Origin of the sequence: Brevibacterium sp. UCMA 11752 (assembly GCF_021532235.1) — a bacterium.
Taxonomy (GTDB): domain Bacteria; phylum Actinomycetota; class Actinomycetes; order Actinomycetales; family Brevibacteriaceae; genus Brevibacterium; species Brevibacterium antiquum.
In genome coordinates, this window is record NZ_JACBOS010000003.1 from 3,777,496 (window position 1) to 3,789,630 (window position 12,135).

Genomic DNA, 12,135 nt, shown 5'->3' on the forward strand with positions numbered 1-12,135 from the left:
GAGTCGGTGAGCTCAGTTCGCAGACGTCGAAGGTTCGACATCGGCCGGTGGAGAATCAACGGGCCCCTCGCCGATCTCACGCATGTGGGCGGTGACCTTGCCGAACACGCGCCCCAGAGTCGCCATCTCCTCTGGCTCGAGCAGGTCGACGAGGTGGTCGCGGACGCTTTCCACATGTGTGGGAGCCATGGTCACGAGCAGCTCCCAGCCTGCATCGGTCATCTGGCAGTTGACTCCGCGTCCGTCTTCGGGAATCGAGAAGCGCTCGAGAAGGCCCTTCTTCTCCATCCGAGCCACGCTGTGCGTCAGACGCGAACGCGACATCGTCGTGTCCATCGCGAGCAGAGCCATGCGCATCGTCCGGCTCTCATGTTCGCTCAGCCGGACCAGGATCTCGTATTCGGGCATGCCGATGTTGTGATGCTCCCGCAGTTCCTTGTCCAGCTGCGTGGTCAGCAGCTGCGACCCGGTGAGATAGCTTCTCCAGGCTTTCTGATCGGGGCCGCTGAGCCAGCGTGGTTCGCTCATCAGAGTGCCCCGTCCTGCGTCGGCGAGGTCAGTCGCTGCGCGACCTCTGTGGCCCAGTAGGTGAGGATCGCGTCGGCTCCGGCACGCTTGAAGGCGATGAGGGATTCCTCGATGGCGCGTTCGCGTTCGATGGCTCCGGCAGAGGCCGCGAATTCGATCATCGCGTACTCCCCCGACACCTGGTAGGCCCACACGGGCACCGGCGACTCACAGGCCACCTCGGCGAGGACGTCAAGGTAGGGCATGCCGGGCTTGACCATGACGATGTCGGCACCTTCGGCCAGGTCGAGGTCGAGTTCGCGCATGGCCTCGCGGCCGTTCGCGGGATCCTGCTGGTAGGTCTTGCGGTCGCCCTGAAGCTCCGAATCCACGGCTTCGCGGAACGGACCGAAGAACGCCGAAGCGTATTTTGCGGAATAGGCCATCACGACCACGTCGGTGAAGCCTTCCAGGTCCAATGCCTCCCGGCAGGCCGCGACCTGACCGTCCATCATCCCGGACAGTCCCACCACGTGGGCTCCGGCGCGAGCCTGCGCCACGGCCATCGAGGCGTAGCGCGTCAGGGTTGCGTCGTTGTCGACGCCGCCCGCGGAATCGAGGACTCCGCAGTGTCCGTGAGAGGTGAATTCGTCGAGGCACAGATCGGCCATGATGACCGTCGAATCGCCGAGGTTGTCCCGCAGCAGCGTCAACGCTCGGTTGAGGATGCCCTCGGGATCATCAGCCTGGGAGCCTTCATTGTCCTTGTGTTCCGGAATTCCGAACAGCATCAGTCCGCCGACACCGGCGTCCACAGCCTCGTTGGCTGCCTCGAGCAGGGAATCCAGGGTGTGCTGGACGACGCCGGGCATGCTGGTCAGCGGTGCCGGTTCGCTCAGCGTCTCCTTGACGAACATGGGCAGGATGAGATCGGCCGGGTGCAGGCGCGACTCGGAGACGAGCCGGCGCAGGGCCGGTGTCGTCCGCAGGCGGCGGGGCCGAACGGTTCCGGGGACCAATGTCATATCAGGCCTTCTTTCTGCGGCGCTTCTGGCTGGGGCGCGTCGGGGTGGTTCCCGCCGCCAGGTCGTCTTCGCGTGCGGACATCGCGAATTCGACCAATCCGTCGATGAGGGAGGTGAGGTTGGCTTCCTCGGCGAGGACGTCGACTCGCAGGCCGTGTTCGGCCGCGGTGTTCGCCGTGGCAGGTCCGATGCAGCAGATCACCGAGGTGGCTGCCGGTTTTCCGGCAATCCCGACGAGGTTGCGCACCGTGGAGGAGGACGTGAAGAGGAAGGCGTCGAAGTCACCGGCTTTGATGGCCTCCCGGATGGGAGCCGGAGGCGGCGAGGCGCGCACGGTGCGGTAAGCCGTGACGTCGTCCGGGTCCCAGCCCTTCTCCAGGAGCCCGGCCACGAGCACCTCGGTGGCGATGTCGGCGCGCGGCAGGAGCACCGTGTTCATGGGGTCGATGTCGTCGACGTAGTCCGGCCAGGCCGCAGCGAGGCCACGTGCCGAGTGCTCTCCGTCGGGGACGAGATCGGGGGTGATGCCCCAGTCGATGAGTGAAGCGGCGGTGCGACCCCCGACGGCCGCAACCTTCACACCGGAGAGTGAACGGGAGTCGAGACCGAAGTCCTCGAACCACATGCGCACCGCGCGGACGGCATTGACCGAGGTGAAGCCCACCCATTCGTAGGACCCGTCGACGAGGCCCCGGATCGCCTTCTCCATCTGCGTCGGCGTGCGCGGGGGCTGAACGGCGATCGTGGGGACAACGGTGCCGACAGCACCCAGCTCTCCCAGCGCCTCGGCGGTGGAGGTGCCCTGTTCCTTCGTCCGCGGGATGAGGACCTGCCATCCGAAGAGCGGTTTGGTCTCGAACCAGCTGAGTGCGCCTCGCGATTCCACTCCCTGTCCCATGATGACCACCATACGATCTCCGCCGGACTGCGCCATCGTCAGGGCCTGCCCCAGGGTGGTCTCCACACTCGTCTGATCGGTGGTGGAGATGCCCCAGCCCAGCAGCACCTTCGTGTTCTCATCCCAGCCGTCGTCGAGCAGAGCGCGGATCGCCTGTTCGTGATCGGCTGTCGTGCCCGTGAGCACGTGGGTGGTGTTGCGGTGCCGGGAGACGTCGACGTGGGTCTGCGGGCCTGCCTCGATGAAGCGGACCGAACGCACGCGATTCGTCGTCAACGCGGTTCCGGTGTAGGCGGAGGTGGCCGCGGAGAGTCCGACTCCGGGCACGATCTCGACGTCGACGTCGGCCTTGCGGCACACGGCGGCCTCGGCAGTCGTCGTCGTGAACAGAATGCCGTCATCGGAACTCAGCCGCACCACGGTCTTGTCTGGGCGAGCCAGCTCGGCGAGCTTGCGTCCCCGTGTCGAGGCCGTCGCACCGAGCTCAGCAGCCTCGATGATCTCAGTGGCCTGCGGCACGTAGGCGGTGACGATCTCAGAATGCACGTGGGTGTCGTAGACGACGATCTCGGCGTTTGCGAGGATGTCGGCGCCGCGGATCGTCATCAGACCCGACTCACCTGGACCGCTGCCGATGAAGACGACGCGGGGTGAGACGGGCAGAAGACGTCGGGGCTGAACCTGGCCGGTAGTCATACCTGCTCCTGGACTTTGACAGGGGTGAGGTGATCCGCGGACTGGGCGGGATCGATGCCGAGCTGCCCCAGCAGATCTTCTGCCGCTGCGGTGCCGAGTTCGTCGGCGAGCCGAGCGAACTCCTTGCCTGTGATCGACAGCTGATTCGCGCTGCCCGAGTCCAGATCCACGTCCGGAGTCATGGGCAGCGGGGCGCTCTGGCGAGTGCGGGCGAGGTTTCCGTCGTCATCGGCCATGACCGCGTCGACGACGAAGTCCGAGCCCTGGATTGTGGCCAGCGCACCGATGGGGGCCGAACATCCGGCCTCCGCACGGGACAGGATCGCCCGCTCGCAGGTCACGGCCAGGTCGGTGGTCTCATCGTGGAGGAGCTTGAGCTGATCGCGGACCTCGGCATCGGCAGCCATGACCTCGTTGTCGAGGGCGAAGGGACTGTCTGCTCCCCGCGTCTCAACGGCCAGGGCTCCCTGCCCGGGGGCGGGAAGCATCGTGTCGAAGTCGAGGGAATCGGTGGCCTCGGCCAAGCGGCCGATGCGGCGGACTCCGGCCGCGGCCAGCACGACTGCGTCGAGCCGTCCGTCACGGACGTGGGCGATGCGTGTATCGACGTTTCCGCGCACCCCGCGGACCTCGATATCGGGTCTCGCGGCGCGCAGCTGCACGGCACGGCGCGGGGAACCGGTGCCGACGACGCTGCCTGCGGGCAGATCCGCAAAGCTCAGACCGTCCCGGCCGATGAGGACATCGGCGGGATCGACCCGGGGCGGGATCGCAGCCATCTGGATGCCAGCCTCGGGGGTGGTGGGCAGGTCCTTGAGCGAATGCACTGCGATGTCGATCTTGCCCTGGTGCAGTGCCTGCCGGACGGCGGAGACGAAGACGCCGGTGCCGCCGAATCCGGTCAGGGGCGACATGTTGACGTCGCCCTCGGTCACAACCTCGACGATCTCGACGCGCCAGCCGGTCAGTGCCGCCAGCTGGTGGGCGATCGCCGTGGACTGGGAGCGTGCGAGCTTCGAGCGGCGAGTGCCCAAGCGGATCGTGCGACCGGAGAAGTGCTCGGGTTCGACGATGTCGAGAGTGTGGTCGGCCACGGGACGCACGCCGTCGGCCTCAACATGATTCGCACTCGAGGCCGTGGCGATCTTGGTCTCTGGCTTCGCGATCGAGTGGGCGACCTTGTTCGTCGGCAGATCGAAGAGCTGCATCAGCGCCTGCGCGTAGTCGACGTCGGAGTCCGTGACGGCCAGTTCCTTGACCTTGACCGTCGGCGTGTGGATCAGCTTCTCCGCCACACGGTGCAGGGACTTGCGGATCTCAGCGAAGGCCTTGTCATCGACATCGGCGCCGATCTTCTTCTCCAGACGCTTCGTCTCCGCGGCGAGAACATCCTTGGCGTGGCTGCGCAGCGCCGTGACTGTGGGGGCGACCGATCGTTCCTTGGCACCGGTCTCGAGCTTGGCCAGCTCTTCCTGAATGATCGCACGCACCGATTCGACGGTTTCGACGACCGCAGCGTCACGCTGGTTCGCAGAGCTGGTGAGCATGGTTCGGATCTCGGCGAGACCGAAGAGCGCGACGTGTTCGAACTCGCGCACCGTGGGGTCGATGTCGTGGGGCAGGGCGAGATCGACGAAGGCCTTGTTCGCTGCGCCCTTGGGGTTCTGGGACAGACCGGCCTGGATGTCCTCACGGGTGACCACGACTTCCCGGGCACCGGTGCAGGAGATGATGAGGTCGGCGTCGGCGATCTCCTCGGCGAGGATCCGGGAGGTCAGTTCGCGGGCACGGCCGCCCACCTCGGCGACGAGGCGCTCTGCCTTGTCCACGGTGCGGTTGAGCACCGTGGTCTGCGCCACGCCTTCCTTGTGCAGGCCCGAGACGACGAGGCCCGACATAGCGCCGGCACCGATGACCAGCGCATTCGCGGCCCGCAGGGATCCGATGTGGGCTTGGGCGGCTTCGAGGGCGGCGCTGAAGAGTGAGCGGGCGACCTCATCGAGTCCGGTCTCCGAATGGGCGCGCTTGCCCACCCGCAGGCTCTGCTGCAGTGCATGCGAGAGGTCGGAAGTCAGTGCGCCCGCCGACAGCGACTCGGTGAATGTCGAGCGCAGCTGTCCCAGGATCTGGGCTTCGCCGATCGCCATCGAATCAAGACCGCAGGAGACCTTGAGCAGGTGCTCCAGGGCCTGAGCATCGTAGTGGGCGTAGAAGTGCCCGGCGATGTCCTGCCATTCCTTGTCGATGGAGGAGACGAGGGCATTGCCGAGATCGGCGAGGCCCCCGTGGAAGGCGGTGACATCGGCGATGAGCTCCAGGCGGTTGCACGTCGAGAGAACCGCGAGTCCCTCCACATTGTCGCCGGCCAAAGCGTCGGTGCGCAGTGCTCCGACCTCACCGGTGCCGAATGCGAGGGCGTCCAACATGTCGATCGGGGCCGACTGATGGGAAATGCCGAGAACCAAGAGAGTCAATTCCTGTGCTCCTCAAAACCTGGGTTGAGCGGTGCCGAATCTAGCGCCGAATAGTATGCGAGTACTTGCAGCTCACTGGCCAGATCGACTTGATGCACGCGGATCGAATCCGGGGCGTCGAGCACGGTGGGTGCGAAGTTCAGGATCCCGCGCACGCCTGCCTCGGCGGCCATATGAGCCGCCGCCGGTGCCGCGGATGCGGGTACTGCCATGACGACGAGGTCGATGTCCTCGGGCCAGGTGGCAAGTTCGGTGAGGTCTGAGACCGGCAGAGTGCCGATCACGGTTCCGATCTTGGCCTCATCGGTGTCGAAGATTGCGGTGAGTGAAAGTCCGCGGCGTTTGAATCCTGCGTAGTCTGCCAGGGCTGAGCCCAGGCGACCGGCGCCGATGATGGCAACGGTGCGCGACCGGTCGAGACCGAGGAATGTGCGCAGAGTCGAGGCGAGATCCTCACAGGAGTAGCCGACCCCGCGCCGACCCGAGCGTCCCAGCTGGGACAGGTCCTTGCGCAGAATCGACGACGACACACCGCTGCGGGCCGCCAACGCCTCCGAGGAGATCGTTGACTGACCCGTTGCAGCGATCGTCTCAACCGTCTGCAGGTAGATCGGGAGTCGGGAGATGACGCGTTCGGGCACGTCCTTTCGGACGACACCCTCAATGCTGTTGGCGGACAGAATCTCGCCCACGAAAACGCGTCACTCCTTCAAACGATCTCATGCGCCCAGAGCCTCAAGTGCTCTCGACAGCCGGCCCGAATCGACCCGATGGAAGCTGTGCTGCCGGCCGTTGAGCAGGACCACTGGGACATCCCAGCCGTACTGTCCGGCAAGATCATCATCGGTATCGATGTCGATCTCACTGACACTGACGTCTCTGCCAGCCACAGCCTCGGCGATGGCATCCCTTGCGGTCTCGCACAGGTGGCAGTCGGCGCGTGTCAGGAAGGTCAATGTGACCACTGCACACTCCTCATCGGGCGACAACAAACCCCGCCGAATTCAGATTCGAGCGGGGGCGTAGGACCGTGTCCGGTCTTACTTCTTGTTGCGACGCTGGTGACGTGTCTTGCGAAGCTGCTTACGGTGCTTCTTCTTCGACATACGCTTGCGGCGCTTCTTGATGACTGAGCCCACGCGGGTACCCCTTGTGATCGTCGGTGGAGGTGAACATCTGGTGCCCACCCTTTGAACTAACCGTGCAATTCTATCGCTTGGGCCTCTGCTTTCCCAAAACTGTGTCCAGATCCACAGCGCCGCTGGCACGATCCGCGGATTGGCGGTCTCGCGATCCCGGGGGAGGTGAGCCACAGTCGACGTAGGCGGCCGACTTCAGTCGAAGTAGGCGACTGGCTTCAGTCGAAGTAGGCGTCGAGGCCGAAGAACGGGAACAGATTCTTGCGGGTGCCCATCACGGCGCGGTCGAGTTCGGATTCGGGGTCGAACCCGTTCGACCAGCGAGTGAATGTGCCGTCGAAGCCGTCGGTCATCGACAGGGGCGCTTCCCGCCCGGTCTTCGTCTGCGCGTAGTTGGCCCAGCGGCCCGGGATGCGGACACCTGGATCGATGTCGAGCCCGGCGGAGATCGCGAGCACATTGGTCCAGGCTCGGGGCACCACGTCGATGATCGAGTAGCCCCCTCCCCCGGTCGCCAGCCATTTTCCGTCGGTGTGTTCGGCGGCCAGGTCGCGGACCCATTCGGTGGCCACCCGCATCGCATCGACGCTCAGTCGCATGTGTGTCAGTGGGTCGCTGCGATGTCCGTCGCAGCCGTGCTGGGAGACGATGATCTGCGGTTCGAATCCGCCGATGATCGCGGGGATCGTGGCGTCGAAGGCCCGCAGCCATTCCGCGTCGAGTGTGCGCGGCGGCAGTGCGATGTTCGCCGCCGAGGCGGCCGCGCGCAGTCCCCCGATGTCGGCAGGGAAGCCGGAGCCGGGGAACAGGAACTTCCCCGATTCGTGCATCGAGACCGTGAGCACCCGAGGGTCGTCCCAGAAGAACTTCTCGACGCCGTCCCCGTGGTGGGCATCGAGGTCGATGTAGGCGATGCGCACGTATCCCGCTTTGAGGAATTCGGTGATGGCACCGGCGATGTCGTTGTACACGCAGAACCCGCTCGCGTGATCGGGCATCGCATGGTGCATTCCGCCGGTGAAGTTCACGGCGTGGGAGTAGTCCCCGGAGATGATGGCCCGCGCCGAGTCCACCGAGCCCTGGAACAGCATCGCCGAGGCGGCATGCATGTTGTCGAACCCGGGCACATCCTCGGTGCCGATGCCGTACTTCTTCCCATCCTCATCGCTGAGTTCGGCACCGGCGCCGACCTTCTTCACCGCGGCGATGAAGTCCGCATCGTGGAGATTCGCCAGCGTGTCCTCTTCGACCTCACCGACGCCGTGGATATGGACGTTGTCGGCATCGAAGAGGCCGAAGTCGATGGCCAATTTCGCAGTCAGATCAAGCCTGAGAGGGTGCATGGGATGGCTGGGACCGAAGTTGTACCCGGTCACCGCGTCGTCCCAGACGACATATACATCGCTATCGGCCATGGGCACCATGCTATATGGCACAGCTCACCTACGGAGATTCGCACGCTTCGGGATCTACCATAGAGTCTGTGTCCAAGAATTCCCCGCAGCGCTTCGACCGGATCCTGCGCCCCGGCCGGTGGGTCCGCGACTTCGTCGACGACCTCGCCGTTGCCTCGCCGGCTCGTCTGGCGATCGGATCCTTCATCGCGGTGGTGGCATTCTTCGCGATTCTTCTGATGCTGCCTGCGAGCATGCGCGATCCCGGTTCGGTGCCCCAGGCCGAGCACATTGCGAACGCCGTATTCGTGGCCGTCTCCTCCGTCTGCGTCACGGGCCTGACTCCGGTGGTGACGGAGAACTACTGGTCAGACTTCGGGATCTCGGTCATCACCGCCGGTATCCAGGTGGGTGGCCTGGGCATCCTCACCCTCGCTTCTGTGCTGGGCATGGCGGTCTCTCGGAGGCTGGGAGTCAGGCAGCGCCTCATCGCCCAGCAGGCCACCTCGGCGCTCAATCTGGGCCAGGTCGGCACACTGCTGAAGACCGTGGTCATCACCATCGTCACCGCCGAGGCGATTCTTGCGGTGCTGATGTTCCCGCGGTTCCTCATCCGCGGCGAGAACATCGGCGACGCTCTCTGGTATTCGGTGTTCTACTCGATCTCGGCGTTCAACAACGCCGGTTTCACGATCCACCCCGGCGGCGGTGCCTATTTCGCATCCGACCCATGGATCCTCTCGCTGCTCATGCTCGGCGTCTTCGTCGGCGCGCTGGGATTCCCCGTTGTGCTCATGATCGCCATGCAGTGGAATCATCCGAAGAAGTGGGACCTGCACACGAAGCTGACGCTGACGACGACGACCGCAGTCCTGGCTATCGGCCTCCTGTTCCTCCTCATCTTCGAATCAGCCAACCCCGACACTCTGGGTGACAAGAACGCGGGCCACACGTTCGTCGAAATCCTATTCATGGCGGTGATGCCGCGTTCGGGCGGGTTCTCGACCATGGACATTGCGGATATGAACCAATCCTCACACCTGCTCATGGACCTGATGATGTTCATCGGCGGCGGATCGTCGTCAACGGCCGGCGGCATCAAGGTCACGACCGTAGCTGTGCTGGTGCTGGCCGCCTATGCCGAGGCCCGCGGTCTGCAGGACGTGCATGTCTTCGGACGGCGCCTGACCTCGTCGACGATCAAGCTCTCGATCTCTGTTCTCCTCACGGGTGCGATCATCGTCTTCATCGGCACTCTGGCGATGCTGCAGATCTCCGCCGAGCCGCTGGACAAGGTGCTGTTCGAGGTGATCTCCGCATTCGGCACCGTGGGATTGAGCTCCGGGGTCTCTGCCACGGTCAATGAGGCAGGCCTGTACTGTTTGTCCGTGATCATGCTCATCGGCCGTCTCGGTACGATTACACTGGCGGCAGCCCTGTCCATGCAGGACTCGGTGCGCCTGTACCGCTACCCCGAAGAAAGGCCTGTCGTTGGCTAACGAACACACCTCAATCCTGGTCATCGGACTCGGACGCTTCGGGTCATCGACCGCTGCCACGCTGGCGAAGCTGGGACGTGAGGTCATGGCGATCGAGCACAGTGCCGAGCTCGTCAAGGACTGGAGCGGAAAGCTCACCCATGTCGTCGAGGCCGATGCCACCAACATCGATGCGCTGCGGCAGGTCGGTGCCGGTGATTTCTCCACGGCTGTGGTCGGCATCGGCACCTCGATCGAGGACAGTGTGCTGACGACGGCCAACCTCGTCGATCTGGGCGTGGGTCAGGTGTGGGCGAAGGCCATCTCCCCCTCACACGGCAAGATCCTCCACCGCATCGGCGCCCACCATGTCCTCTACCCCGAATCCGATGCCGGCCGGCGGGTGGCGCACCTGGTGAGTTCGCGGATGATGGAGTACATCGAATTCGACGAAGGCCACTTCGCAGTCGTGAAGATGCGTCCCCCGCGTGAGATCCAGGGCTTCACCCTCAGCGAGTCCGGCGTGCGCGACAAGTACGGGGTCACGATCGTGGGCATCAAGAGCCCCGGTCGCGACTTCACATACGCCGAGCCCACGACCCGCGTCGGCAAGCAGGACCTGCTCATCGTCGCCGGCCACGTGGAGCTGCTGGGGCGCTTCGCCGGACGCCCGTAGGACAACTGAGCGAAGAGCGACCTCAGCCGCAGGCGAGGTGCGAGCCGGCGGGGAGCAGTGCGGGCCAGCGGGGAGCAGTGCGGGCCGGTGCCCTATCGGCTGGCGAACAGCACCAGCTTGCTGAAAGTGCATAGGTAGAGCACTTGTGCACTACGTGGGCACTTATGCCAAGTGGTTGCTTCGTAGCGGCGTCATAATGCTTGGATTCAGACGCGCTCAGCCCCGCGTAGCCACGGTGCCTGGCCGTACAGTTTGGTCGCGAGGGATTCCAAGTCGACTGCCTCGACGAAACTGAGCCGGACGATCCGGTAGCCCATTGCGATGAGGCGATTGTATTGCGCAGACTCCTTCCGCATCAGGGAGAACCCGCTGTCGACGTATTTCGTCACGCCGTCCACAAAGATGATCGTCTTCGAGGCCCTGTGCATGAAATCAACCCGCGCGATACGTCGGTGGCCATCGAACACATCGACCTGCTGTTCGAAGCCCGAGATCTTGAGAATTGAGAGGTTGTAGGCACATAGACTTTCGGCATAGCTCTCCGACAATGGACTGATGGAGGCAAGCAGCCGTTCTGCCCGCCGGTGCCCTTTCGGAAGCCGACCAACGACCGGAGCAAAGCCCTCATCGATACACGTTCGCGCAAGCTGACCGGTGTTCTTAGGATATCCGAAACGTGCCGCATCGTCTGCACGGAGCTCAGAGCCGAACACCGCTCTCCGCAGAACCTTCTCCAGCGCAGCGAATGCCGCTGGCTCCCCCAAGTGCCCAATGAGGTCAAGGGCCGTTCTCACGGGTGAGGTGAGCGTCATCTTGCCGATGTGAACCGAATCCTCGTCCGGTATCGATCTGGTCGTGCGGGACAGGTCGTTGCTCTTCCACCGTCGGGACGGATTCGCCACATGGATCAGTCCACGTGGCGGTCGGTACAACGGCAGATCGTGAATGTAAGCCGCCGAGACTCCGCACACCACATCGTCGGACCGGTACAGCGGATAAGACGCAACTCTGAGTTTCTCGATAGTATCCAGCAGGGCGTAGCTCTTCCGTCCCGTGGCATCCGTCTGTTCGCCAACCGTCTTGATCCACGCTTCATCAGTGATGAGGTCCATGATTCTGCCGTGACGAGGGCTTTGACACCTAGCGACAATCGAATACATGCCAAACGTAAGTTTGAGCAGACAGCAGCCGACCGCACTGCCGATTCTGCGGCTGTGGATCCCGTTGGCGTGCAATTCTCGAGTTCGCACAATGTTGTACATGGGCCAATGCTCAGGTGCAGGTGCGACGCGATTCAATGGACTCACTCAACCCTGTGGAAGCTGGTTTCTCCTCCACAGGGTTCACGCACTTGAGTCACGGCATCGTCCACAACGAAACGAGCCTGAGTCGCCAACGGATGCGGCGGCGACCGACGTGACTTTTGCTGTGGCTGACAAGGGACGACGAGGAACATGGACTTCACCCATGCGCGCTCCGCCGCTGACATTCACCCGTCAGCAAACTGCAAAGGCGCAGATCCCTGGTGGTCGCGTACACAACCGCTGGGAACAAGTGCGCAGGTAGAGCACAAGTGACGTACCTGTGCACTTTGGGCAAGCGAGCAGCGGGTTCGCGGTGACTAAGGCGCAGGAAAGAGCGCAGGAAGGAGCGCAGGAACGGCAATGAGGGAAACTGGACCCCACCAACGTGCACGAGAGCGGGCGACGGGAATCGAACCCGCGTCATCGGCTTGGGAAGCCGAGGCTCTACCATTAAGCTACGCCCGCGTTTGACCGGCGAAACATGTTCTCACCAGCGAATATACCCTGAAGCGGCGAGAGTGTTCCCGCTGAGACTCCCTCAGTG

Annotated in this window: 11 protein-coding genes and 1 tRNA gene; 2 read left to right on the forward strand and 10 right to left on the reverse strand. The window is 64.0% G+C overall.

Translation table 11 applies throughout. The annotated features are described in order from the left end of the window. Window positions 1-12 precede the first annotated feature (12 nt). From HU144_RS17045 to HU144_RS17080, 8 genes are all read right to left on the reverse strand, one after another. Window positions 13-528: a MarR family winged helix-turn-helix transcriptional regulator gene (locus HU144_RS17045; protein ID WP_235352309.1), complete on the reverse strand. Its 516-nt coding sequence runs from the start codon at window positions 526-528 to the stop codon at window positions 13-15. Further along, window positions 528-1,532: a porphobilinogen synthase gene (hemB, locus tag HU144_RS17050; protein ID WP_235352310.1), complete on the reverse strand. Its 1,005-nt coding sequence runs from the start codon at window positions 1,530-1,532 to the stop codon at window positions 528-530. Before hemB ends, HU144_RS17045 begins: the two co-directional genes overlap by 1 nt. A 1-nt stretch (window position 1,533) precedes the next feature. Then, on the reverse strand, window positions 1,534-3,126 hold the full coding sequence (locus HU144_RS17055; protein WP_235352311.1) for a uroporphyrinogen-III synthase: 1,593 nt from the start codon (window positions 3,124-3,126) through the stop codon (window positions 1,534-1,536). Continuing rightward, entirely contained in the window at window positions 3,123-5,600 is a 2,478-nt protein-coding gene (gene hemA / locus HU144_RS17060; protein WP_235352312.1) for a glutamyl-tRNA reductase, read from the reverse strand. The genes HU144_RS17055 and hemA overlap by 4 nt, the downstream gene beginning before the upstream one ends. Next, window positions 5,597-6,292 carry a redox-sensing transcriptional repressor Rex gene (locus HU144_RS17065; protein ID WP_235352313.1) on the reverse strand — a complete coding sequence of 232 codons (696 nt, stop codon included), beginning with the start codon at window positions 6,290-6,292 and terminating at the stop codon, window positions 5,597-5,599. The genes hemA and HU144_RS17065 overlap by 4 nt, the downstream gene beginning before the upstream one ends. Window positions 6,293-6,319: 27 nt before the next feature. Beyond that, a complete protein-coding gene (locus HU144_RS17070; RefSeq protein WP_143922017.1) occupies window positions 6,320-6,565 on the reverse strand; it encodes a glutaredoxin family protein in 246 nt (81 codons plus the stop codon). A 75-nt stretch (window positions 6,566-6,640) separates the two neighbouring features. Further along, window positions 6,641-6,739, reverse strand: coding sequence for a 30S ribosomal protein bS22 (locus HU144_RS17075; RefSeq protein ID WP_009882927.1), 99 nt, complete (start codon window positions 6,737-6,739; stop codon window positions 6,641-6,643). A gap of 218 nt (window positions 6,740-6,957) precedes the next feature. Beyond that, entirely contained in the window at window positions 6,958-8,163 is a 1,206-nt protein-coding gene (locus HU144_RS17080; RefSeq protein WP_235352726.1) for an acetoin utilization protein AcuC, read from the reverse strand. Between the two features lie 59 nt (window positions 8,164-8,222). On the opposite strand from HU144_RS17080, the gene HU144_RS17085 reads away from it, so the two are divergent. Together HU144_RS17085 and HU144_RS17090 are read left to right on the forward strand one after the other, a co-directional pair. After that, entirely contained in the window at window positions 8,223-9,632 is a 1,410-nt protein-coding gene (locus HU144_RS17085; RefSeq protein WP_235352314.1) for a TrkH family potassium uptake protein, read from the forward strand. Beyond that, the gene (locus tag HU144_RS17090) at window positions 9,625-10,287 is read left to right on the forward strand and encodes a potassium channel family protein (RefSeq protein ID WP_193072196.1); all 663 of its coding nucleotides are present in this window, start codon (window positions 9,625-9,627) and stop codon (window positions 10,285-10,287) included. The genes HU144_RS17085 and HU144_RS17090 overlap by 8 nt, the downstream gene beginning before the upstream one ends. 206 nt (window positions 10,288-10,493) lie before the next feature. On the opposite strand, the gene HU144_RS17095 is transcribed toward HU144_RS17090, so the two are convergent. Continuing rightward, window positions 10,494-11,549, reverse strand: a complete 1,056-nt coding sequence (locus tag HU144_RS17095; protein ID WP_235352315.1) for a hypothetical protein — start codon at window positions 11,547-11,549, stop codon at window positions 10,494-10,496. Between the two features lie 436 nt (window positions 11,550-11,985). Then, window positions 11,986-12,056, reverse strand: a tRNA-Gly gene (locus HU144_RS17100). Between the last annotated feature and the right edge of the window lie 79 nt (window positions 12,057-12,135).